The 22,530-nt window shown below is 67.4% G+C and carries 29 protein-coding genes; 4 read left to right on the forward strand and 25 right to left on the reverse strand.

The window, feature by feature from the left end; all coding sequences use genetic code 11:
• Positions 1–31 precede the first annotated feature (31 nt).
• Genes AC07OQ_RS07695 through AC07OQ_RS07705 form a run of 3 tightly spaced genes read left to right on the forward strand, consistent with a single transcriptional unit; the run spans position 32 to position 2,087 of the window.
• Positions 32–661 carry a LemA family protein gene (locus tag AC07OQ_RS07695; RefSeq protein ID WP_495052516.1) on the forward strand — a complete coding sequence of 210 codons (630 nt, stop codon included), beginning with the start codon at positions 32–34 and terminating at the stop codon, positions 659–661.
• 14 nt (positions 662–675) lie between these two features.
• Entirely contained in the window at positions 676–1,581 is a 906-nt protein-coding gene (locus AC07OQ_RS07700) for a TPM domain-containing protein (protein WP_495052517.1), read from the forward strand.
• Positions 1,581–2,087, forward strand: a complete 507-nt coding sequence (locus tag AC07OQ_RS07705; protein WP_495052518.1) for a TPM domain-containing protein — start codon at positions 1,581–1,583, stop codon at positions 2,085–2,087. The genes AC07OQ_RS07700 and AC07OQ_RS07705 overlap by 1 nt, the downstream gene beginning before the upstream one ends.
• Here the strand turns inward: AC07OQ_RS07705 and AC07OQ_RS07710 are convergent, their stop codons facing one another.
• The 18 genes from AC07OQ_RS07710 to AC07OQ_RS07795 form a co-directional block, all read right to left on the reverse strand.
• Positions 2,088–2,672: a hypothetical protein gene (locus AC07OQ_RS07710; protein WP_495052519.1), complete on the reverse strand. Its 585-nt coding sequence runs from the start codon at positions 2,670–2,672 to the stop codon at positions 2,088–2,090.
• Positions 2,673–2,684: 12 nt separating this feature from the next.
• Positions 2,685–3,116, reverse strand: coding sequence for a hypothetical protein (locus AC07OQ_RS07715; protein ID WP_495052520.1), 432 nt, complete (start codon positions 3,114–3,116; stop codon positions 2,685–2,687).
• Between the two features lie 263 nt (positions 3,117–3,379).
• Positions 3,380–4,261 carry a D-hexose-6-phosphate mutarotase gene (locus AC07OQ_RS07720; RefSeq protein WP_495052521.1) on the reverse strand — a complete coding sequence of 294 codons (882 nt, stop codon included), beginning with the start codon at positions 4,259–4,261 and terminating at the stop codon, positions 3,380–3,382.
• A 57-nt stretch (positions 4,262–4,318) separates the two neighbouring features.
• Complete coding sequence (locus AC07OQ_RS07725) at positions 4,319–4,990, reverse strand: DUF799 domain-containing protein (protein ID WP_495052522.1); 672 nt, start codon at positions 4,988–4,990, stop codon at positions 4,319–4,321.
• A gap of 26 nt (positions 4,991–5,016) precedes the next feature.
• Positions 5,017–5,400, reverse strand: coding sequence for a DUF4810 domain-containing protein (locus AC07OQ_RS07730; RefSeq protein ID WP_495052523.1), 384 nt, complete (start codon positions 5,398–5,400; stop codon positions 5,017–5,019).
• Between the two features lie 11 nt (positions 5,401–5,411).
• Positions 5,412–6,092, reverse strand: coding sequence for a CsgG/HfaB family protein (locus AC07OQ_RS07735; RefSeq protein ID WP_495052524.1), 681 nt, complete (start codon positions 6,090–6,092; stop codon positions 5,412–5,414).
• 164 nt (positions 6,093–6,256) lie between these two features.
• The gene (locus AC07OQ_RS07740) at positions 6,257–6,670 is read right to left on the reverse strand and encodes a F0F1 ATP synthase subunit epsilon (protein WP_495052525.1); all 414 of its coding nucleotides are present in this window, start codon (positions 6,668–6,670) and stop codon (positions 6,257–6,259) included.
• Between the two features lie 129 nt (positions 6,671–6,799).
• Positions 6,800–8,212, reverse strand: coding sequence for a F0F1 ATP synthase subunit beta (atpD, locus tag AC07OQ_RS07745; protein WP_495052526.1), 1,413 nt, complete (start codon positions 8,210–8,212; stop codon positions 6,800–6,802).
• 47 nt (positions 8,213–8,259) lie between these two features.
• A complete protein-coding gene (gene atpG, locus AC07OQ_RS07750) occupies positions 8,260–9,132 on the reverse strand; it encodes a F0F1 ATP synthase subunit gamma (protein WP_495052527.1) in 873 nt (290 codons plus the stop codon).
• Positions 9,133–9,186: 54 nt separating this feature from the next.
• Positions 9,187–10,746: a F0F1 ATP synthase subunit alpha gene (atpA, locus tag AC07OQ_RS07755; protein WP_495052528.1), complete on the reverse strand. Its 1,560-nt coding sequence runs from the start codon at positions 10,744–10,746 to the stop codon at positions 9,187–9,189.
• Between the two features lie 85 nt (positions 10,747–10,831).
• On the reverse strand, positions 10,832–11,365 hold the full coding sequence (locus tag AC07OQ_RS07760; protein ID WP_495052529.1) for a F0F1 ATP synthase subunit delta: 534 nt from the start codon (positions 11,363–11,365) through the stop codon (positions 10,832–10,834).
• A 2-nt stretch (positions 11,366–11,367) separates the two neighbouring features.
• Positions 11,368–11,838 carry a F0F1 ATP synthase subunit B gene (locus tag AC07OQ_RS07765; protein ID WP_495052530.1) on the reverse strand — a complete coding sequence of 157 codons (471 nt, stop codon included), beginning with the start codon at positions 11,836–11,838 and terminating at the stop codon, positions 11,368–11,370.
• Between the two features lie 38 nt (positions 11,839–11,876).
• The gene (gene atpE / locus AC07OQ_RS07770) at positions 11,877–12,125 is read right to left on the reverse strand and encodes a F0F1 ATP synthase subunit C (protein WP_058933479.1); all 249 of its coding nucleotides are present in this window, start codon (positions 12,123–12,125) and stop codon (positions 11,877–11,879) included.
• A 56-nt stretch (positions 12,126–12,181) separates the two neighbouring features.
• Positions 12,182–13,060, reverse strand: a complete 879-nt coding sequence (gene atpB, locus AC07OQ_RS07775) for a F0F1 ATP synthase subunit A (RefSeq protein ID WP_495052531.1) — start codon at positions 13,058–13,060, stop codon at positions 12,182–12,184.
• Positions 13,061–13,062: 2 nt separating this feature from the next.
• On the reverse strand, positions 13,063–13,614 hold the full coding sequence (locus tag AC07OQ_RS07780; RefSeq protein WP_495052532.1) for an ATP synthase subunit I: 552 nt from the start codon (positions 13,612–13,614) through the stop codon (positions 13,063–13,065).
• 117 nt (positions 13,615–13,731) lie between these two features.
• Positions 13,732–14,643: an SMP-30/gluconolactonase/LRE family protein gene (locus AC07OQ_RS07785; RefSeq protein ID WP_495052533.1), complete on the reverse strand. Its 912-nt coding sequence runs from the start codon at positions 14,641–14,643 to the stop codon at positions 13,732–13,734.
• 39 nt (positions 14,644–14,682) lie between these two features.
• Positions 14,683–15,174: a GNAT family N-acetyltransferase gene (locus AC07OQ_RS07790; RefSeq protein ID WP_495052534.1), complete on the reverse strand. Its 492-nt coding sequence runs from the start codon at positions 15,172–15,174 to the stop codon at positions 14,683–14,685.
• Positions 15,175–15,191: 17 nt separating this feature from the next.
• Positions 15,192–15,887 carry a cytochrome b/b6 domain-containing protein gene (locus AC07OQ_RS07795; protein ID WP_495052535.1) on the reverse strand — a complete coding sequence of 232 codons (696 nt, stop codon included), beginning with the start codon at positions 15,885–15,887 and terminating at the stop codon, positions 15,192–15,194.
• A 148-nt stretch (positions 15,888–16,035) separates the two neighbouring features.
• On the opposite strand from AC07OQ_RS07795, the gene AC07OQ_RS07800 reads away from it, so the two are divergent.
• Positions 16,036–16,503 carry a c-type cytochrome gene (locus AC07OQ_RS07800; RefSeq protein ID WP_495052536.1) on the forward strand — a complete coding sequence of 156 codons (468 nt, stop codon included), beginning with the start codon at positions 16,036–16,038 and terminating at the stop codon, positions 16,501–16,503.
• A gap of 165 nt (positions 16,504–16,668) precedes the next feature.
• On the opposite strand, the gene AC07OQ_RS07805 is transcribed toward AC07OQ_RS07800, so the two are convergent.
• The 7 genes from AC07OQ_RS07805 to AC07OQ_RS07835 form a co-directional block, all read right to left on the reverse strand.
• Complete coding sequence (locus AC07OQ_RS07805) at positions 16,669–17,283, reverse strand: glutathione S-transferase N-terminal domain-containing protein (RefSeq protein WP_495052537.1); 615 nt, start codon at positions 17,281–17,283, stop codon at positions 16,669–16,671.
• Between the two features lie 100 nt (positions 17,284–17,383).
• Positions 17,384–18,109 (reverse strand): alanyl-tRNA editing protein, encoded by a 726-nt coding sequence (locus AC07OQ_RS07810; protein ID WP_495052538.1) that lies wholly within the window; start codon positions 18,107–18,109, stop codon positions 17,384–17,386.
• Positions 18,106–18,705 (reverse strand): VOC family protein, encoded by a 600-nt coding sequence (locus AC07OQ_RS07815; RefSeq protein WP_495052539.1) that lies wholly within the window; start codon positions 18,703–18,705, stop codon positions 18,106–18,108. The genes AC07OQ_RS07810 and AC07OQ_RS07815 overlap by 4 nt, the downstream gene beginning before the upstream one ends.
• An 11-nt stretch (positions 18,706–18,716) precedes the next feature.
• Positions 18,717–19,565 carry a PhzF family phenazine biosynthesis protein gene (locus AC07OQ_RS07820; protein ID WP_495052540.1) on the reverse strand — a complete coding sequence of 283 codons (849 nt, stop codon included), beginning with the start codon at positions 19,563–19,565 and terminating at the stop codon, positions 18,717–18,719.
• A complete protein-coding gene (locus AC07OQ_RS07825; RefSeq protein WP_495052541.1) occupies positions 19,562–20,779 on the reverse strand; it encodes an aminotransferase-like domain-containing protein in 1,218 nt (405 codons plus the stop codon). Before AC07OQ_RS07825 ends, AC07OQ_RS07820 begins: the two co-directional genes overlap by 4 nt.
• On the reverse strand, positions 20,776–21,591 hold the full coding sequence (locus AC07OQ_RS07830) for an aspartate/glutamate racemase family protein (protein ID WP_495052542.1): 816 nt from the start codon (positions 21,589–21,591) through the stop codon (positions 20,776–20,778). Before AC07OQ_RS07830 ends, AC07OQ_RS07825 begins: the two co-directional genes overlap by 4 nt.
• Positions 21,588–22,523, reverse strand: a complete 936-nt coding sequence (locus AC07OQ_RS07835; RefSeq protein ID WP_495052543.1) for a DMT family transporter — start codon at positions 22,521–22,523, stop codon at positions 21,588–21,590. The genes AC07OQ_RS07830 and AC07OQ_RS07835 overlap by 4 nt, the downstream gene beginning before the upstream one ends.
• Positions 22,524–22,530 lie beyond the last annotated feature (7 nt).

Genomic DNA, 22,530 nt, shown 5'->3' on the forward strand with positions numbered 1-22,530 from the left:
ACTGCCCAACAATCCACAGGAGGATTTGCTCATGATGGTTTCGACTGCCCAACCTGCCAAACGCGGCGCCCTGGCCGCCCTGCTGCTGGCGAGCAGCCTGCTGCTGTCCGGCTGCGGCTACAACGAGTTCCAGCGTCTGGACGAGCAGGTGGGCGCCAACTGGGCCGAGGTGCTGAGCCAGTATCAGCGCCGCGCCGACCTGATCCCCAATATCGTCAACACGGTCAAGGGCGAGGCCAATTTCGAGCAGGAGACCCTGACCAAGGTGGTGGAGGCGCGCGCCAAGGCCACCAGCATCCAGGTGACGCCCGAACTGGCCAACAACCCCGAGGCGCTGCAGAAGTTCCAGGCCGCGCAGGGCGAGCTGAGCGGCGCGCTGAGCCGCCTGCTGGTGGTCAGCGAGAACTACCCCAATCTGAAGGCCAACCAGGGCTTCCAGGACCTGCGCGTGCAGCTGGAAGGCACCGAGAACCGCATCACCGTGGCGCGCAACCGCTACATCAAGTCGGTGGCCGACTACAACGTGCACGCGCGCAGCTTCCCGAACAACCTGACCGCGATGGTGTTCGGCTACCAGGTCAAGCCCGGCTTCCAGGTGGACAACGAGGCGACGATCAAGACCGCGCCGGCGGTGAGCTTCGACAAGCCGGCCTCCAAGTAAGCGGCAAGCACCGCATGCGCTGGCTGCTGATGCTTGTGCTGTGCGCCTGGCAACTGCTGGCCGGGGCGCAGGATCTGCGCCCGGTGCCGGACCTGAGCGGCCGCGTGATCGACTCGACCGGCACCCTGACGGCTGCGCAGCGCCAGGCCCTGGACGACAAGCTCGCCACCTTCGAGCGCGCGGCCGGGCCGCAGATCGTGATCCTGATGCTGGCCGCCACGGCGCCGGAGGACATCACCGACTTCAGCCAGCGCGTCGGCGACGCCTGGAAGCTGGGCCGGCGCGAGGTGGGCGACGGCGTGCTGATCGTCGTGGCCAAGGACGAGCGCAAGGTGCGCATCGCGGTGGCCAAGGCGCTGGAGGGCGCGGTGCCGGATCTGGCCGCGCGCCAGATCATCCAGAACGCGATCACGCCGGCCTTCAGGCAGGGCGACTATGCGGGCGGCCTGAACCAGGCCGTGGACCAGTTGCAGGCACGCATCCGCGGCGAGAACCTGCCGGCGCCGAAGGCCCGGCCCGCGGGCGGCGACGGCGGCAAGGACAGCGGCTTCGGCATCGAGGAGCTGGCGGCCCTGTTCTTCATCGCCGTGCCGGTGCTGGGGGCGCTGCTGACCGGCGTGCTGGGACGCAAGCTGGGCAGCCTGGCCACCGGCGGCGCGGCCGGCGCGCTGGGCTGGTTCTTCAGCGCCAGCCTGATTGTGGCGGGCCTGGCCGGCGTCGCGGCCCTGGTGCTGGTGGGCGTGCTGGGCATCGGCGCCGCGCGCGGCATCGGCGGCCGGGGCGGCCGATCTGGCGGCGGGCATGGCCCGATCATCTGGGGCGGCGGTGGAGGCGGCGGCTGGGGCGGCGGCGACGGCGGCGGCTTCTCGTCGGGCGGCGGCGGCGATTTCGGCGGCGGCGGCGCCTCGGGAGATTGGTGATGGGTTTCTGGACGCGCTTCTTCAAACACCGGCTGTGGGACGAGGCCGATGCGCGCCGGGTGCTGCCGCCGGCGGCGCTGGAGCGGCTGCGCCGGCGCGTCGCGGCCAGCGAGGCCGGCCACAGCGGCGAGATCCGCATCTGCGTGGAGGCCAGCCTGCCGCTGTCCTATCTGTGGCGCCGCGCCGATGCGCGCGAGCGCGCCATCGCGATGTTCGGCAAGCTGCGCGTCTGGGACACCGAGCTCAACAACGGCGTGCTGATCTACCTGCTGCTGGCCGAACACCGCATCGAGCTCGTGGCCGACCGCGGACTGACGCAGCGCGTCGACACGGCCACCTGGCAGCAGATGCTGGCCGACATGAGCGCGGCCTTCAAGCGCGGCGAGTTCGAGGCCGGCCTGGCCGATGCCGTGGACCGCATCGGCCGGCTGCTGGACCGGCATTTCCCGCTGGACGCGGGCCGCACCAATGTCAACGAGCTGCCGGATCAGCCATTCCTCGGCTGATCAGCGAGCCAGTTGCACGCCGGCCCCTGCCAACTTGAGGCCAACCAAGGCATCAATCAGCTGTTGGATGTTGCTACGCACGGCCCCCTCATTCGCCAGCTTCAAGCGCTCCGAGCCCATGAAGGCGGCATTCCACTCGGCGGTATAGGGCGTGGCCATCGTGCGCTCGAACATAGTCTTGTTGCTGGCCTGCTCGACCAAGACATAGCGCACGGTAGCGGTAACGGTCATGCTGGCGCCAAACACGGGCTGATCCAATTTCTCCAGGTGGGCAATCAGCACGTATTTGCCGGCTTGTCGATTGGACGACCAGAGCCCCGCATCCTTCAGCGACGCTTCCAGCGCACGCTCGAAGTCACTGCTAGAAACATTGGAAATCCACAGCGGGTTGGTCTCCTTCCCGCCAGTGACGTCGCGGACAGCGACGTTCCCCCGCAACTCGGAGCTGCTCGCTGCGGTTCGGGTGGCCAACGAAGTACTGACCTGCATCTGGTCGACGCGTGCGGGTGCCGCGCATGCGACCAACAATGCAGCCATCGACATCACAAGCAGGCGCCCGACAAGGCGGGTATCAGGACGGTTCATGGTTTTCCTCCCTTAGTTAGTTGCGGCCGCGCTGGCTGCGGATGAAGCGGGGGCTAGCGCCGCCTGTTGAGGAGCGTTGCAACGTTTCTGTACACCGGTTTGCTGCACGGCGTCGTACTCGCCCTTGAGCCGCGCATACTCAGCTTCCTGCTGCTTGGTACCGCCTAGTGCGAACAGCGCCGGCCAGAACAAGATCATGCCGACACCGACCAAAGCCTTGTCGTTCGACGCAGCTTGATCCAGGCGTCCGCCCAGCTCCTGATACCGCGATTGGATTCGCTGCGACTCGGCTGCCAGTTGCTGGCAGTCATAGGCCTGATACTGCATGGGCGAGACATAGGTTGCGGAGATGTCCTTGGCGGCTGTTGAACAGCCTCCCAAGAAAGCTGTCAGACTGACGGCAAGGACGATGCGCTGCGCGGAGCAAGCGGCAAGATTGAGCATGAGACGTTCCCTGTGATTGGTTGACATGCGCGCGAACCACCCAGGCCGGGGCGGTCGCTGCCAACAGGAAACAGCCGGGGTGTACGCCACAAGGGCGCACGACGACAGCATCAGCGCATGTGCTTCTTGTAGGCGCCGCCTGCTGTCCCATGCCCCCTTCCCTGCGCCTGGTCAGCAGCGGAAGGATGTTAGTAGCCGTTACGGATCATGGGCACCAGCCGACCCCCATCAGAGGGGCAGGACTTTCCCCCTTCGGACTTGCCCTAAAGCAGCGTCAAAGACTGCAGGCCCGCCCAGCTCTCGCCCGGCGCCAGGCGCACCGGATGCTCGATCGCCGCGGCCTCGACGCACAGCATCTTCTTGTAGCCCTCGGCCGGCATGTCGGCGAGCTGCGCGCATTTCGCGGCACCGGGGTTCCACACCACCGCGTCGGCGAAGCCCTGCTGGCGGATCAGCACGCGGCGCTCGCTGCCGTCACCGCGCTGCTCGATCAGGGTCAGGTCTTGCTGCACCTGGTGGTAGATGCGGTCCAGGTCCTCGGTGCCGGGGCTGCCGGGCAGCAGCAGGTCGGTGCGCTGCTGCTTCTCGACATCGGCGACCGAATCCCAGTAATGCAGGCCCGAGAGGCCCTGCAGGCTGGCATCGCTCAGCTCGGTGAGGCCCAGATAGGTGTGCAGCGCGGCCGTGAAGTCGAAGGGCGCGTCGCCCTCCTGCCCCTTGTGCTCGCAGGCCAACTCCATCTCCAGCGTGCGGCCGGCAACGCGCACGCTCAGCTCGGCCTCGAAGGCATGCGGCCAGAACATGCGGCTGGCGGCATCGTCGGTCAGGCGCAGCACGGCCAGCGCGTCATCCTCACCCACCTCGGCCGACACCAGTTGCCAGGGCTTGGTGCGCGCGAAACCATGCTTCTGCAGGGGGCCGCGCTGCGCGAACTGCGGAAAGCACACCGGCACGCCGCCGCGGATCGCCTGGCCGGTCGTGAAGGCGCTGTTGGGCGACAGGTAAAGCTGTTCCTCGGCACCGGCAGGGATCCAGGACACGAGGTGGGCGCCATGCAGCAGCAGGATGGCGCGGGCGCCATCGGGGGCGGTGAGTTCCAGGGCTTCCAGGCCCTGGTAATGGGTGGGGACGATGCGTGTGCTCATGACAGAAAGAGAAAACCCACCGGCGGGCCGGTGGGTCGGGTCGCCGGAGCGCCGATTTTAGTTTTTTGCGGCAGCCGGGGCACGCGGACCCCGCAGTAACCCATTGGGCGTACCCGCCGTCAGCAGGCGCTGGCCGGCGATGCCGGCCACCTGATGACTGCGCTCGGTCAGGTTGTTGGCGATCTGATCGATCACCGCCTTCACCAGCAGGCCTACCAGGCCGCCCTGGTTGCTGTTGTTCTGTTCGGCGGTGGATGCAACAGCCTTGCCGTCCCACAGTTGCTGGCCCGTCTTGAGGTTCACCAGCTTGGCCTCGACCTCGACCGTGGCATCGCTGGACAGAACCTTGTAGACCGAACCGTAGCGCTTCACAACAACGTAAAGAGCGGCATCTGCCCCAAAGATCTGGCGCAGCTTGGCCGGGTCGATGGACTGGGCATCCGCGGCATTCACAACGCCGTTCTGGCGCAGCGTCTCGTCGACCAGCGACACCGGCAGTACGTAGTAGCCCGACTCCGCCAGGGGCTGCGTCAGCTGGGCATAGACGCTGTAGGTGGCAGCCACGTCGGGCGTGTCGTTCAGCGGCGGCAGCACCAGCAGCGAGGCCGGCTTGGCTTCCTTGAGCGCGGTGTAGTCATAGGGCTTGGCCGGCTGCGTGGCGCAGGCGGTCAGCGCGGCCAACCCGACCACCGCCAGCAGGCGGCGGAGCAGTTCATAGGGGCGGATCATGTATGGGTCTCCCGATTTCGTGAGGCTCAGGTCTTGGAGGCCGGCTTCGCGGCAGCGTTGCTGCTCTTGAGCAGGAAGTCGACATAGGCGGCCGACTCCGGGAACAGCGCGCGCTCGGCTTCCAGGTGCGTGCGGGCAGCTTGGTCGTTGCCGACCTTGCTGTACAGCAGCGCCAGATGGCCGTGCAGGCCAGGCGGCGAAGCTTCGCCGGCCGCCTTGTTTTTCTCCAGTTGCGCCTCCAAGGCGGTGATTTGCTCACCCGCGTTGGCGCCACCATTCTTGAAATACTCGTACAGACGCGGCTGGTAGCCGCTCCATTGATAGAGCGGCTTCTGGGGCGTGGCGCAGGCCACCAGCGATGCCGTCAGCGCCAGTGCGCCCAGGCGCACGCCAATATGACGAGGGAACATGATGCGACTCCTCACCGTTGCGGACGCCAGCTACCGGCGTCGACGCCGGCCACCAGGTTATTGACAGCTTCCTTGATGGCCAGGTCCAGCACCTTGCCGTTCAGGGTGGAGTCGTAGCTGGCGGTACCGCCGAAGCCGACCACCTCGCGCGTGGACAGGGTGTACTCACCCGCGCCCTGCACCGAGAACGCGACCTCGGAAGTCTGGCTGTTCACCACGTTCAGGGTGACCTTGGCATAGGCTACCTGCGACTTGCCCCGCCCCAGAATGCCGAACAGCTGCTGGTCGCCGACCTCCTTGCGACCGAACTCGGTCACGGCGCCGGCGACCAGATAGTCGGCGCCCTTGATGCTCAAGGCGCTGGCCTTGAACTGGGCTTCCTGCCTGGCCTCTTCGAGGTTGTCGCGGTCCAGCACATTGAAGCGCTGGCTCTGCTGCAGATGGGCGACCAGGATGGATTTGGATTGAGAACCCAGCCGGTCCAGGCCGTCCGAGAACATGCCGCGCATGAAGCTGGAGCGGTTGTCGAACTTGCCGACGGCGATGGGCGAACGGGCACCTTGGTAGGTCGGCGCGGCAACAGCGGGCTTGGGCACTTCGATCGTGCGCGATTGCTCGGTGGCGGCACAGCCGAAGAGTGCTGATACGGCCAGCGCCAAACCGGCCCTTTGGGCCCAGACGGAAACTTGCATAGAACTCCCTCGAATCTTCGTGCCCGCGCGATGAATTCCGGCGGGCTTGTAACTGTAGTGTTTCAAGTCGGCGCCACCGGAGCACTTAGCTCAAAGAGCAACGGCAGGAGTGCGACTTCTCGCACATCCTGCCGTTGCAGAGGGGGGTGCCCAGGGGGCTTGCTTTACTTCTTGCGGAACTTGCGCAGCGCCGCGATCTGGGCCGCCATCGCGACGAACTCGCTTTGCGCGGCGGCAAAGTCGATGTCGCTCTTGGCGTTCTTCATCGCTTCCTCGGCGATCTTCTTCGCCTCGGTGGCCTTGGCCTCGTCCAGGTCCTTGCCGCGGATGGCGGTGTCGGCCAGCACGGTGACCGTGCCGGGCTGCACTTCCAGGATGCCGCCGGCCACGAAGACGAACTCTTCGCCGCCATCGGCCTTCTCGATGCGCACGGCACCCGGCTTGATGCGGGTGATCAGCGGCGTGTGCTGGGGCAGGATGCCCAGCTCGCCGCCTTCGCCCGGCAGCGCGACGAACTTGGCCTCGCCGGAGAAGATCTGCTCTTCGGCCGAAACCACGTCAACGTGGATAGTTGCCATGTCAATCTTCCTTTAGCGTGTAAGAAGGTTCAGTAAGCGAGCAGACGGCGGGCTGGCTAGGCGCCGCGCGGAAGCGGGCTTCCTGCCCGCTGAGCACGGCAACGACGCCAGCGCGCCGTATGCGAAGTCTTACTGAATCTTCTTCGCCTTTTCGATGGCTTCGTCGATGGTGCCGACCATGTAGAAGGCCTGCTCGGGCAGGTGGTCGCACTCGCCGGCCACGATCATCTTGAAGCCGCGGATGGTTTCCTTCAGGGGCACGTACTTGCCGGGCGAGCCGGTGAAGACTTCGGCCACGTGGAAGGGCTGCGACAGGAAACGCTGGATCTTGCGGGCACGGGCCACGGCCAGCTTGTCTTCCGGCGACAGCTCGTCCATGCCCAGGATCGCGATGATGTCGCGCAGTTCCTTGTAGCGCTGCAGCACGGCCTGCACGGCGCGGGTCGTGTTGTAGTGCTCTTCGCCGACCACGTTCGGGTCCACCTGGCGCGAGGTCGAGTCCAGCGGATCGACGGCGGGGTAGATGCCCAGCGAGGCGATGTCGCGCGACAGCACGACGGTGGCGTCCAAGTGGGCAAAGGTCGTGGCGGGCGAGGGGTCGGTCAGGTCATCGGCAGGCACGTAGACGGCCTGGATCGAGGTGATCGAGCCCACCTTGGTCGAGGTGATGCGCTCCTGCAGGCGGCCCATTTCCTCGGCCAGCGTCGGCTGGTAGCCCACGGCGGAAGGCATACGGCCCAGCAGCGCGGACACTTCGGTACCGGCCAGGGTGTAGCGGTAGATGTTGTCCACGAAGAACAGCACGTCCTTACCTTCGTCGCGGAAGGACTCGGCGATGGTCAGACCGGTCAGGGCCACGCGCAGACGGTTGCCCGGCGGCTCGTTCATCTGGCCGTAGACCATGGACACCTTGGACTGGTCCAGGTTCTCCAGGTTCACGACGCCCGAATCGGCCATCTCGTGATAGAAGTCGTTGCCCTCGCGGGTACGCTCGCCCACACCAGCGAACACCGACAGACCGCTGTGGGCCTTGGCGATGTTGTTGATGAGTTCCATCATGTTCACGGTCTTGCCCACGCCGGCGCCGCCGAACAGACCCACCTTGCCGCCCTTGGCGAACGGGCAGATCAGGTCGATCACCTTGATGCCGGTTTCCAGCAGGTCCTGCGAGGGGCTCAGCTCGTCGTACGAGGGAGCTGCGCGGTGAATCGAGGCGGTCAGCTCCGAGGACACCGGACCACGCTCGTCGATGGGCGAGCCCAGCACGTCCATGATGCGGCCCAGCGTGGCCTTGCCCACCGGCACCTTGATGGTGTCGCCGGTGTTGTAGACCTCGGTGCCGCGGCGCAGGCCGTCGGACGAGCCCAGGGCGATGGTACGCACCACGCCGTCGCCCAGCTGCTGCTGGACTTCCAGCGTCAGCGCCGAGCCCTGCATCTTCAGTGCGTCATAGACCTTGGGCATCTGGTCGCGCGGGAACTCCACGTCCACCACGGCGCCGATGCACTGAACGATCTTGCCCACTTGTTGAGTGTTAGCCATTTCTTCGTTCCTTCAATTCCAAAACTTGTAGCGTTCGCTTGAGCGGATCAGCCCACGGCGGCCGCGCCACTGACGATCTCGGACAGTTCCTTGGTGATCGCGGCCTGGCGGGTCTTGTTGTAGACCAGCTTCAGCTCACCGATCAGGGTGCCCGCGTTGTCGGTAGCGGCCTTCATGGCCACCATGCGTGCCGACTGCTCGGACGCCATGTTCTCGGCCACGGCCTGGTAGACCAGGGCCTCGGTGTAGCGCACCAACAGCTCGTCGATGACGGTCGCGGCATCGGGCTCGTAGAGGTAGTCCCACGAGTGCGAACCGCCGCCGGTCTTCATGCCTTCGGTGGTCAGGGGCAGCAGCTGCTGCACCACCGGCTCCTGCTTCATCGTGTTGATGAAGCGGGTGTAGCAGAGGTAGACGGCGCTGAGCTTGCCTTCGGCATACGCATCCAGCAGCACCTTGACCGGGCCGATCATCTTCTCGATGTGCGGCTGATCGCCCAGCTGCGTCACCTGCGACACCACCTTGGCGCCGATGCGGTTCATGAAGCCCAGGCCCTTGTTGCCGATGGCAACGACCTCGGCCTTCTGACCGGCGGCTTCCAGCTCCTTGAGCTTGGTCGTCGTCGCGCGCAGCAGGTTGGTGTTCAGGCCACCGCACAGACCCTTGTCGGTCGTCACCACCACGAAGCCCACCGACTTGGCCTGGTCGTTGCTGACCAGGAAGGGGTGCTTGTACTCGGGGTTGGCCGTGGCGAGGTTGGCGGCGATGTTGCCGATCTTCTCGCTGTAGGGCCGCGCCGCGCGCATCCGCTCCTGCGCCTTGCGCATCTTGGAAGCGGCGACCATTTCCATGGCCTTGGTGATCTTCTTGGTGTTCTCGACCGACTTGATCTTGCCGCGAATTTCCTTGCTTGATGCCATGATTTCTCCTGTTAGGGCCGGGCCGTTCTTTTCATCACAGCCCGGTCATGGTCATTAGGCGAAGGACTTCTTGAACGCGGTGATGGCGGCGTTCAGTTCGGCTTCCAGCTTGCCTTCCTTGTCGAAGGCCCTGTCGGCTTCCAGCTTGGCCAGCAGCTCGGCGTGGCTGGTCTTCAGGAACTGGTGCAGGCCGTGCTCGAAGGCCAGGACCTTCTTCACGTCGATGCTGTCCATGAAGCCCTTGTTCACCGCGTACAGCGAAGCGCCCATCAGGCTGATCGACTGCGGCGAATACTGGGCCTGCTTCAGCAACTCGGTCACGCGGGCACCGCGGTCCAGCTGCTTGCGGGTCGACTCGTCCAGGTCGGAAGCGAACTGCGCGAACGCGGCCAGCTCACGGTACTGCGCCAGGTCGGTACGGATACCGCCGGACAGGCCCTTGATCAGCTTGGTCTGTGCTGCGCCACCGACGCGCGACACCGAGATACCGGCGTTGATCGCGGGACGGATGCCGGCGTTGAACAGGTTGGTTTCCAGGAAGATCTGGCCGTCGGTGATCGAGATCACGTTGGTCGGCACGAAGGCGGACACGTCGCCGGCCTGGGTCTCGATGATGGGCAGCGCGGTCAGCGAACCGGTCTTGCCCTTCACTTCGCCCTTGGTGAACGCTTCCACGTAGTCGGCGTTCACGCGCGCGGCGCGCTCCAGCAGGCGGCTGTGGAGATAGAACACGTCGCCCGGGAAGGCTTCGCGGCCCGGCGGGCGGCGCAGCAGCAGCGAGACCTGGCGGTAGGCCACGGCCTGCTTGGACAGATCGTCATAGACGATCAGCGCGTCCTGGCCGCGATCGCGGAAGTACTCGCCCATCGTGCAGCCCGAGTAGGCCGACACATACTGCATCGCAGCGGATTCGGACGCCGAGGCGGCCACGACGATGGTGTACTCCATCGCACCGGCCTGCTCCAGAGCGCGCACCACGTTCTTGATCGACGAAGCCTTCTGGCCGATCGCAACGTAGACGCAGGTCATGTTCTGACCCTTCTGGTTGATGATGGCGTCGATGGCCACGGCGGTCTTGCCGGTCTGGCGGTCGCCGATGATCAGCTCGCGCTGGCCACGGCCGACGGGCACCATCGAGTCGATCGACTTCAGGCCGGTCTGCACCGGCTGGTCCACGCTCTTACGTGCGATCACGCCGGGAGCGACCTTCTCGATCACGTCCGTCATCTTGGCGTTGATCGGGCCCTTGCCGTCGATCGGCTGACCCAGCGCGTTCACGACGCGGCCGATCAGCTCGGGGCCGACCGGCACTTCCAGGATGCGGCCCGTGCACTTGACGGTATCGCCTTCGGAGATGTGCTCGTAGGCACCCAGAATCACGGCGCCGACGGAGTCGCGCTCGAGGTTCAGGGCCAGGCCGTAGGCCGGCTGACCGCTGGCGTCGGCCGGGAACTCCAGCATTTCGCCTTGCATCACGTCGGACAGGCCGTGGATGCGCACGATGCCGTCGGACACGGACACCACGGTGCCCTGGTTACGGACGTCCGTCGAGGCACCAAGGCCCTCGATGCGGCTCTTGATCAGTTCGGAAATTTCAGCAGGATTCAATTGCATTGCTTGCTCCCATCTGGTCTAGCGTCTGTTACCAGAGCGCGGGGGTGACACAGGGGTGATTCGGTCAGTGTCGTCGCGCTTGATCTCAAGCGGTGAGCGCCACCTTCATGCGTTCCAGGCGGGCCTTGACCGAGGTGTCCAGCACCTCGTCGCCAACCACCACGCGGATACCGCCAATCAGTGAAGGCTCAAGCTGGACATGGGCTTCGAGCTTGCGACCGAAGCGCTTCTCCAGCGACCCCATCACATCGGCCAGCTGGGCGGCATCGATGGGATAGGCGCTGTAGATCTGCGCATCAGCCACGCCGGCCGCGGCATTGGCCAGGGCATGGAATTGCCCGACCACCGCCGGCAGCGCCGTCAGACGCCCGTTCTCGATCACCGCGCGCAGGAAGTTCTGCACCCCGTCGGCCAGCGGCAGCTTGGCCGCCGCGGCCATCACGTCGAACACCTGTTGGGGTGCGACCTTGGGGTTGTCGGCAAAGGAGCGCAGCTCGGCATCCTGGGCCACCTGGGCCAGCGCGTCGAGCTGCTGGCTCCAGGCTTTCACATCATGCTTGGCGGCGACCTGGAAGAGCGCTTCGGCGTAGGGCCGGGCAACGGTTGCGAGCTCAGCCATGATTACAGCTCCGTCTTCAGACGGCCCAGCAACTCGGCGTGCACGCTGGCATTGACCTCGCGCTGCAGAATTTGCTCGGCACCCTTGACGGCCAGCGCGGCGACCTGCTCGCGCAGGGCCTCGCGGGCACGCATGGCCTGCTGGTCGGCGTCGGCCTTGGCGGCGGCCACGATCTTCGCGCCTTCTTCCTCGGCACGCTTCTTGGCCTCGTCGACGATGGCGGCGGCACGCTTCTCGGCATCGGACAACAGCTTGGTCGTCTCGTTGCGAGTAGTCGCCAGCTGCTCGTCGACGCGCTTGTTGGCCGAAGCCAGCTCGGTCTTGGCCTTGTCGGCCGCGGCCAGGCCGTCAGCGATCTTCTGGGCGCGCTCGTCCAGCGCCTTGGTGATGGGCGGCCACACGAAGCGCATGGTGAACCACACCAGGATCGCAAAGACGATCGCCTGGATGAACAGTGTTGCGTTGATATTCACGGCACGATCCTTTCAAGTCGTGAAAGGTTCGGGAGGAATTAGCGCAGAACGAAGGGGTTGGCGAAGGCGAACAGCAGAGCGATAGCCACGCCGATCAGGAAGGCGGCGTCGATCAGGCCGGCCAAGATGAACATCTTGGTCTGCAGTTCGTTCATCAGCTCGGGCTGACGAGCCGAGGACTCCAGGAACTTGCCACCCATCAGCGCGATGCCGATGGAAGCGCCGATAGCGCCCAGACCAACGATGATGCCGCAAGCCAGTGCCACGAGGCCGAGGATGTTTTCCATTGTTTGCTCCTAGAGAAATGAAAGAGAGAAAGAAAAGAGAGAAGAGGAACCAGTGATCAATGCGCGTCGTGCGCCTGACCGATGTAGATCAGCGTCAGCATCATGAAGATGAAGGCTTGCAGCGTGATCACCAGAATGTGGAACAGGGTCCACACCGTACCGGCAACGATGTGGCCGATGGCCAGACCGATGCCCGTCGCCGTCATCGCGAACGCGCCGCCCATCAGCGCGATCAGCATGAACACCAGTTCGCCGGCAAACATGTTGCCGAACAGACGCATGCCGTGCGAGACCGTCTTGGCGACGAACTCGATCAGCTGCATCAGGAAGTTGAAGGGCCACAGGGCCGGGTGGGCGCCGAAGGGCGCGGAGATCAGCTCATGGCCCCAGCCGCCCAGGCCCTTGATCTTGATGTTGTAGAAGAAGCACATCAGCAGCACGCTGGTCGACAGGCCCAAGGTGGTGGACAGGTCGGCGGTCGGCACGACGCGCATATAGGCGTGGTGCGGGTCGTGGCCGGTGGCGGCGTAGTAGTCGCCCCACAGCTTGGGCAGCAGATCCACCGGCAGCATGTCCATCGCGTTCATCAGGAAGATCCAGATGAACACGGTCAGGGCCAGCGGCGACACCAGCTTGCGGCTCTTGGCGTTGTGGATCACGCCCTTGGCCTGGTTCTCGACCATCTCGGACAAGATCTCGACGGCGGCCTGGAAGCGGCCGGGCACGCCCGAGGTCGCCTTGGCGGCGGCGCGCCACAGGAAGAAGCAGCCGATCAGGCCCAGCAGCACCGAATAGATCACCGAGTCCAGATTGAACAGGCTGAAGTCGACGATATTGGTTTGCTTGACGCTCTCGAACGAGAAGTTCTTCTGCATGTGTTGCAGATGGTGAGTGATGTACTCACCAGCGCTGGGCGCGTGTCCTTCGGCAGCCATTTCTAGTTTCCGTCGCTAATTTTCTTGAATCGACCCCGCGTGAGCAGGGCCAGCCAATTGACCTTCAGGCACACGATCATGGTCAGCAGCAGGGCCAGCCAATCCAGATCGTCTGCAGTCTTGGCCACCGCCACCAGGATGGCAATGACCAGAAAAATCTTGATCAACTCCCAGAGCATCATCGAGAGCAAGGCCGCTCCCGCATGACTCACCGGTCGTCGCGTCGTACCCCACGCCATCAAGGCATTCGGCACCACCACCGCGATCGCGCCATACAGCGCCGACCACGCTTTGCCGCCCTCTTGCGTGAACAACCACCAGAGCGCGGCGCAAACCACCCCCGCGGCGGCTTGCGCCGCCACCACCCGCCAGGGCGAGAGGGAGGGATTCCTGGCCCTCAAGCCCTGCGCTTCTTCTCGCGTCAGGGCCTTGAAAGCCGCTTCATCGTCCGCACCTGTTTCACTGTCGGCGTCCCATCCGGGCTGCGCGGCTTGGTTTCGTGCGCGCATCTCGTTCGGGTCCACGGCGTTTAAGGGGCGGTCGGCAAAACCCAAAGATTATATGTGGAAACCCGCAGTTCCCTGACAAGCCCTTAAGGAGGCTTAAGGTGGGACTGTTGCGGAGCCACCGCGCGCGGGTAGCGCAGCCGTGCGTCGGCCGCCTACCGCCGCTTATGGCCGTGCGATCGCGGCCGGCAGCCCCGGCACCTCGACCCTGAGCTTCAGCACCGCACCGGCCCAGGGCTGGGCCGCCAGTTCCTGCTCCGGGCGCTGTTCGCGCGCGGTGGTGATATAGAGCGTGCGCAGGTCCGCGTCGCCAAAGGTCGGCATCGTCGGGCAGCGCACCGGCAGGCGCAGCTCCTGCAGCAGTTCGCCGTCGGGCGCGAAGCGCAGCAGGCGCTGGCCCTCGAACATCGCCACCCAGTAACAGCCCTCGGCATCGACCGCCGCACCGTCGGGCCGGCCGCCATAGTCCTCGAGCGACTGCCCCGGCACCCGTGCGGCGAAGCGCGCGAACAGGCGGCGCTCGCCCAGCGTGCCGCCGGCCGCATCGAAGTCCAGGCGGTAGATCTCGTGCGCCTTTGTGTCACTCCAATACAACTGGCGCTGGTCCGGGCTCCAGGCCAGCCCGTTCGAGGTGACGATGCCCGAGCCCATCAGCCGGAAGGCGCCATCGGCGAAGCGGTAGAGCGCGGCCTCGGGGGCGCGCGCGTCGTCGATCGTGCCGACCCAGAAGCGCCCTTGCGCGTCGGGCTTGCCGTCGTTGAAACGCTGGCGGGCCGCGTCGTAGGGCGCCGCGGCCAGTCGCGTGTGGGCGCCGTTGGCGGTGTCGAGTTTCCACAGCCCGTTGCGCTGCGCCACCAGCAGGCCGCCGCCGGCCAGGCGGGCGATGCAGCCGGGCTGGCTGTCGAGCTGCCAGTGTCGCGTCATGCCGCTGATCGGGTCCAGGCGCAAGACCTGGCGCTCGGCGATGTCCACGTAATAGAGGCACTGCTCCTGCTCATGCCACAGCGGCGATTCGCCCAAGGTGGCCCGGTGCGGGCCGGCGCATTCGATGGGGAACGGGCTTGCTTCTTCGCTCATGACGGCGATGCTAGGGCGGAAACCGCCCGTAACCGCCGCTCAGCCAAGGTCGGCCTTCAAATAATGAGCGCCCGGGACCGGGTTGAAATAGAAGGGCGGCACCTCATCGAAGCCCAGGCTTTCGTAGAGCCCGCGCGCGGCCTCCATATCGTCCAGCGTGTCCAGCAGCATCGCGGAATAGCCCGCCTCGGTGGCGCGGTCCATCAAGGCCTGCGCCAGGGTGCGCCCCAGCCCGAAGCGGCGAAAGGCCGGCCGGACATAGAGCCGCTTCATCTCGCAGGCGTTCGGGTAATCGGCATCGGGCAGGTTGCGGAAAGCGCCGCAGCCCGCCACCGCGCCGTCCACCAGGGCCAGCAGCATCAGGCCGGTGGGCCGCGCATAGTCGCCCGGCAGCAGCCGAAGCTCGGTCTCGAAGCCCTGGAAGCCCAGGTCCACCGCCAGGCTCTGGCTGTACTCCAGCAGGATCTCGCGGGTGGTTGCCCAGCCGGCCTCGTCCTCGGGGCTGATCAACAGGATTTCGGGATTGGACATCGCGGCAGCCAGTTTACTCAGGTCGTGCCCAGGCTCACCAGCCAGACCACGCCCGCCGTACAGGCGGCCAGCAGCAGCAGGGCCAGCAGCCGCGTGGCCGCACCGTCGCGCGCGGCCGGCACCTTTGCGTCCAGGCGCTTGTTGCCGGCCAGCATGGCCCCAAGCAGATTGCGGCGCTTGACGATGGCGTAGTAGCTCAGGGCCAGCAGATGCAGCCCCACCAGCAGGTAGAGCCCCCACTGCCCCCAGCTCTTGTGGTGCGAGGTCCAGCCCAGGCTGGTGTCCACGCTGACGAAGCGCGCCAGCGGCCCGGTGATCGCGATCTCGTCGTCGGCGATCAGGCCAGAACCCACCTGCAGCAGCAGCCAGCCCAGCATGGCCAGCACCGCCAGCGCACCCAGCGGGTTATGCCCCACCTCGGCATGGTCCGCGGGCCTTGATCGCCCGCGCAGATAGCGCCAGAGCTTGCCTGGGCCGGGCACGAAACTCGCGAAACGCGACCAGCGCCCGCCCACCAGACCCCACAGCAGCCGGAAGATCAGCAAAGCCAGCACCGCATAGCCCAGGCGCATATGCCAGACCATCGCGTTGCCGCCCAGCTTGGCGCTGATCACCGCGCCGATGACGCCGGCCGCCAGCAGCCAGTGAAACAGTCGGGTCGGCAGATCCCAGACCCGCACCACCGCATGCGGCACCGCTGCTGCTTCACTCATCCGGACTCCTGCCTAGCTGCTCGAGGGCACCCACGATAGCCGATGTCGCGCCGCTCGCACAGACCCACCCCAAAGCGGCTCGGTCCTCACTAAACTGCGTGGGGCCAGGTATTGCCCAACCCGCGTCAACCCCAGCAAGGACCCCAGCATGACGATCGTGAAACGAAGCCTGTTGATCACCGCAACCGCCGTCGCCGGCCTGTGCAGCGCCCTACCCGCTGTCGCGCAGTTCCAGAAGCCCGAGGACGCGGTCAAGTATCGCAAGGCCGCCTTCACCGTGATGGCCGCGCATTTCGGCCGCATCGGCGCGATGGCCCAGGGTCGCGTGCCCTTCGACGGCGCGGCCGCGGCCGCGAATGCCGAGATCGTCGCCGACCTGTCCAGGCTGCCCTATGCCGGCTTCGTCGAAGGCACGTCCGGCAGCGACAAGGGCCAGCCCAAGCCCAATGTCTGGAGCGAGCGCCCCAAGTTCGACGCGGCCGCCAAGAAGATGCAGGAGGAGGTGGCCAAGCTCGCCGCCGCGGCCAAGGCCAACAATCTGGACCAGCTGAAGGCCGCCTTCGGCAGCGCCGCCAACAGCTGCAAGGCCTGCCACGACGATTTCCGCAATCCTTGACCCACCCCCTACGCGCTGCGCGCGCCCCCTCCAGGGGGCCGAGGCCGGACACAAACAGTCCTGAGGGCTGTTTGTGCCTGCCGAGGGCCGAGGCCTCCGGCCCTGGCACATCCGCAGGACCGGCAAAGCCGGATCCTCGGATGTCGTGCGAGGAGCGCGCCGGCCTTATGGCCCGGCGTCGCGGCCATGGGTGATGAAGCCGGGTCGCGCCAGTAGCCGCTGGTAGTAGGCCTCGACGGCCGGCAGGTCCGGCCGCTCGATCGGCGCGGCGCGCCAGCGATGCGTCGACAGTCCGATCACGACATCGGCCAGGGTGAAGCGCGCGCCGGCGACAAAGGCGCCGGTCGCCTGCAACTGCCCCTCCAGGATCGCCATGTACCGGTTCCAACCGGCCACGCCGGCCTGCAGTTGCTGCGCATCCTGGTGCGCCGGACTCTGCCGCACCAGGCCCATGAAGGCATAGCGCCAGCTGTTGTTCAGCTCGGTGGCCTGCCAGTCCATCCAGCGCTCCACCAGCGCGCGCTCGCGCGGCGCGGCGGGCAGCAGGTCGGCGCGACCCGCGCGGCCGGCCAGGTAGCGGCAGATCGTGTTGCTCTCCCACAGCACGAAGTCCGCGCCGTCCAGCAGCACCGGCATCATCGCGTTGGGGTTCAGCGCCCGGAACTCCGGCGACTGCCAGTCGCGCTCCTCGCGCTCGAACGCCAGGCCCAGCTCGACGCAGGTCCACAAGACCTTGCGCACATTGATCGAGCCGGCGCGGCCCAGTACCTTGAGTGTCATGATGCAAAGCCCAGCACGACCCTGCGGGTCTTCGCACTCTTCTTCTGGTGATCGCTCACATCGGCTGCGCCGATATGAGCGCTCCCCGAAGAAATCGGCCTCATGCTTCGCATGACTGGGCAAAGCCCAGCACGACCCTGCGGGTCTTGGCCGATTTCTTCTCGATCTTCGTGACCACGACCTTGCCGATCTCGGCCGTGTTCGCCACATGCGTGCCGCCGCAGGGTTGCAGGTCCACGCCCTCGATCTTCAGCACCCGCACGCGGCCCGAACCGCGCGGAGGCTGCACGCTCATGCTGCGCACCAGGCCCGGGTTCGCGTCCAGCTCCTCGTCCGTGATCCAGCTGTGGCTGACCGCATGCGCACCGGCCACCAGGCGTGCGATGCCGGCCGTCAGTTCGTCCTTGTCCAGCGCCTCGGTCATGTGGAAATCGAGCCGCGCATAGGACGCGGTGATCGAGCAGCCGTCCACCGGATGCGGCACCAGCGCGCAGAGCAGGTGCGTCGCGGTGTGGAAGCGCATATGGGAAAACCGGCGCGACCAGTCGATGCGCGCGCGCAGGACCGCGTCCGGCGCCAACCCGTCCAGCGACTGGTCGCCGGCGGGGATGTGCAGGATCTCGCCGCCCTCCCCTTTCCGGGTGTCGGCGATCACGACCAGCTGCCCGTCGGCCAGCTCCAGCACGCCGGCATCGCCGGCCTGCCCGCCGCCCTGCGGATAGAACACCGTGCGGTCCAGCAGCAGGCCGCGCTCGTCGACGCGCAGCAGCCGCGCCGTGCATTCGCGCAGTTGCGCGTCCTCGCGGAACAGATCGATCGTCGTCATGCCAGCAGCTCCAGTTGCACCTCGCCGCGCGGCGTGGCCAGGCGCGCCGACAGGCCGTCGCGCGCCTCGAAGCTCAGCAGCCGCACGCCCACCTCCGGCAGGCTGTCGGCCGGGTGCACCGCGCCCCATTCGATCAGCACCGGCAGGCCCTCGCGCCGCAGGCGCCGGCCGTCCTCGCGCAGCGCGATGCGCCAGCTCAGCAAGCCTTGCGGCGTCTGGCGCGCAGCCGCCACCGCCTCGCCGGCGTCGATACCCTCGCCGCGCCATTGCGCCAGGCTGGCCTCCAGGCTGACCACCCGCGAGACCCAGTGGATCAGGCCCGGTCCGCGCTCGCGCAGCGCGGCCTGCAGGGCCGGCTGGTCCAGGTCGAACCAGCGCGCGCGGCCTTGCGGGGCCGGCGCCTCGGGGTCGATCGCGATGATTTCAAGATAGCAGCGCGGATAGGCCGGCGCGGCGCCGATGTTCAGCAGCCGGTTGTGCGTGCCCATCAGCGCATGCCGGCCGCCGGGCGCGGGCGTCACGCCCAGCACCCGCTCGCACCAAGCCACGCCCTCGTCCAGGGAGGCGGCGCCGACGACCAGATGATCGAGCTCCATCTCTATCCGGCTCAGAGCCTCACCTGCCCATGGATCAGCGGCACCACGTCGCCGCCGATCCAGGTGTGCTCGCCCTCGCGCGCCACATGCACCCTGCCGGCGCGGCCCAGCGCGGCACCCTGTGCGGCGACATAGCGCTCGGGAGCAAGACCCGACCCCTGCAGCCACAGCGCGATGCCGGCGTTCAGGCTGCCGGTGACCGGGTCCTCCGGCACGCCCAGGTCGGGCACGAAGGCGCGCACCTCGAACTGCGCCGGCGCGCCGGCCGGATGGGCGCCCACCACGCCCAGCTTCAGGCCCTTCATGGCCACATAGTCGGGCCGCAGCGCCAGCACCGTGGCGGCGTCCTTCAGGCGCGCGGCCATCCAGCCCGGGCCGTTGTCCACCCAGGCCAGCTCCAGCAGCTCGCTCTCGGCCAGGCGCAGCGAACGCGCCACCTGCGCGCGCAGCGCCGCATCCTCGACCGGCCCGCTGCGCTTCAGCGGCGGCGCCGCGAAGGCCAGGCGCGCGCCCTCGCGCTTGATCTTCACGAGGCCGATCGCGCATTGCTGCACCAGTTCGCCGGGCCGCTTCGGGTCGCCGCCGGTGGCGAGGAACGCATGGGCCGAGCCCAGCGTGGGATGGCCGGCGAAGGGCAGCTCGCCGCCGGGCGTGAAGATGCGCACCCGGTAGTCGGCGGCGGGGTCGCTGGGCGGCAGCAAGAAGGTGGTCTCGGACAGATTGGTCCAGCGCGCGAACGCCGCCATCTGCGCCTCGTCCAGGCCCTCGGCATCCACCACCACCGCCAGCGGGTTGCCTTTCAGCGGCCGGTCGGCAAAGACATCGACCTGCAGGAAGCGGCGCAGCAGCCCGGTGCTCAAGGCGTCGGCTCCACCGCGGCCTCGACCAGCGCCTCCTTCAGCACCTGGCCGAGGATGGCCACGCCGTCGGTGATCAGCTCGGGCGTCAGGGTCACGAAGGACAGGCGCAGCGTGCGCTCATCCGGCTTGTGCGCATAGAAGGCCGCGCCCGGCACATAGGCAATGCCGGCCTCGACCGCCTGCGGCAGCAGGGCCATCGCGTCGAAACCCTCGGGCAGGCGGATCCAGAAGAACATGCCGCCCTCGGGGCTCTGCCATTCGCAGCCGGCCGGCAGGTGCTGCTGCAGCGCCGTGGCCATCGCGTCGCGGTTCGCCTTGTAGCGGGCGCGGATGCTGGGCACATGCTGGTCCAGAAAGCCGTTCTTGATGACCTCGTGCACGACGCGCTGGTTGAAGCCGGGCGTGTGCAGGTCGGCGGCCTGCTTGGCCTGCAGCAGCTTCGGGTAGAGCTCGGTCGGCGCGACGACATAGCCCAGGCGGAAGCCGGGCGTCAGCACCTTGGAGAAGCTGCCCAGGTAGATCGAGCCCTCGGGCCAAAGCGAACTCAGCGCCGGCGGCGGCGCCTGGTCGAACCACAGGTCGCCATAGGGGTTGTCCTCGACGACGGGCACGCCGGCCTGGCGCGCCGCGGCCATCACGGCCTCGCGGCGGGCCTGGCTCATCACGCGGCCGGTCGGGTTCTGGTAGTTGGGCAGCAGGTAGGCGAAGCGCGTGCCCGGCGCGTCGTGCGGCAGGCGCTCGAAGGCCTCGGGGCGCACGCCCTCGCCGTCGCTGGCCAGGCTGGTGAAGATCGGCTCGTAGGGCGTGAAGGCTTGCAGCGCGCCCAGGTAGGTGGGCGTCTCGACGGCCACCGGCGCGCCGGCGTCGCACAGGATCTTGCCCACCAGGTCCAGGCCCTGCTGCGAGCCGCTGGTGATCAGCACCTGCTCGGGGCTGGCCTGGATGCCCAGCGACGCGACCTTGTGCGCCACCCATTCGCGCAGCGGCGCAAAGCCCTCGCTGGCGGCGTACTGCAGCGCCTCCTTGGCGTTCTTGCTCAACACCGTGTCGCAGGCCGCCTTCAGCGCGTCGACCGGGAAGGTGTCGGCCGAGGGCAGACCGCCGGCCATCGACAGGATGCCGGGCTTCTCGGTCACCTTGAGGATCTCGCGAATGATCGAGGGGTTCATGCGCGCGGCACGACGGGCTTGGGTCCAGGGACTGCTACGGCTCATGGTTTCGGGTCTCCAACAGAGTCTGACGATTGTGGCGCAGCCAGCCCCGTGCAGGCAGGCGCGGGGGCCTTCGCCAGGCGGTCAGACCTGCGCAGGCAGGTCTGACCGTCCGGGCTCAGCATCCAGTCCAATGCGGCCTGCGCATGGAGCGATGTGCTGTCGAACAGGGGAAGGGGGCCGGGGCGGGCCGGATCCAGCAGCAGGCAGACCTCGGTGCAGCCGAGGATCACGGCCTGCGCGCCGGCCGTCGCCAGCGCGGCCACCTGCCGCTCGTAGAAGGCGCGCGAGGCCTCGACGAGGCGGCCCCGGCACAGCTCCTCGTAGATGATGCGATGCACCTCGGCGCGGCCGGCCGCATCGGGCGTCACCAGCGCGATGCCATGGCGCCCGGCCATGCGGTCGCGATAGAAATCCTGCTCCATCGTGTAGCGCGTGGCCAGCAGGCCGGCCTTGGCGATGCCGGCGGCCTTCAGCGCCGCGGCCGTGGCGTCGACGATATGGAGCAGCGGCAGGCCGGAGCGGCGCTCGATCTCGTCGGCCACCCTGTGCATGGTGTTGGTGGCGATCAGCAGCGCCTCGGCCCCTGCCGCCTTCAGGCCCGCGGCGGCGCGGCCCAACTGCGCGGCCGCTGCCGCCCAGTCGCCGCCGCGCTGCAGCGCCTCGATCTCGGCGAAGTCCACGCTGTGCAGCACCAGCCGCGCGCTGTGCAGCCCGCCCAGGCGTTCGGCCACGCCCTGGTTCAGCAGCCGGTAGAGATGGGCGGTCGATTCCCAGCTCATGCCGCCCAGAATGCCCAGCGTTCGCATCATCATCTGTGCACCGGCATATTCTTGCCCACCCAGACGACGCCGATCACGGCCAGCGCGAACACCAGCGTCATCGCGTCCAGCCGCTCGCCCAGCACCGGCACCGCCAGCAGCATCGACAGGAAGGGCTGCAGCACCTGCACCTGGCTCACCCGCAAGGTGCCGCCGATCGCCAGCGCGCGATACCAGGCGAAGAAGCCCAGCCACATCGAAAACAGCGAGACATAGAGAAAGCCGCCCCAGGCCGACCAGGCCACCGGCTGGTCCGGCCAGGTCAGCAGACCCGCCGGCAGGGTGACGGGCAGGCTCAGCACCAGCACCCAGCAGATCACCTGCTGCGGCTGCAGGGCCTTGGACAGCTGGGCCCCGCCCACATAGCCGGCCGAAGCGCTCAGCACCGCCAGCAGCAGGAGGCCATCGGCCCATTGGAAACCGGCCGCACCGCGCCACCAGGCAAAGCCCAGCACCAGGGCCAGGCCCGTGACGGCGCAGGCCCAGAAACCAGGCGAGGGCCGCTGCCGCAGGGCCAGGGCCGCGATGGCCGCGGTGGCCAGCGGCAGCACGCCCGAGATCACCGAGGCATGCACCGCGTCGACATGGCGCACCGCCCAGCCCAGGAACAGGGGCCAGCCGAACACCACCCCCAGCGCGGTCAGCGCCAGGCCGCGCCATTGCGCCGCGCCCCGGGGTCGTGGCGCCCGGGTGAGGTACAGATAGGCGGCCGACAAGATCCCGGCCAGCGCCGCCCGCCCCAGCGCGACGAACACCGGATCGAGCTGCGGCGCCGTGGCCGTGCCGCCGGCCAGGCGCGTCATCGGGATGCTCAGCGCGAAGATGAACACGCCCAGCAGGCCCAGCAGCAGGCCGCGCCGCTGCTGCGCGTCGAGCGCGGGCGGCATCGGAGGCGGGGCGGGAGCGAGGCCGGAGCGCTGCATCATGGTGCGG

The sequence above is a fragment of the Roseateles sp. GW821-FHT09B06 genome, assembly GCF_059418245.1.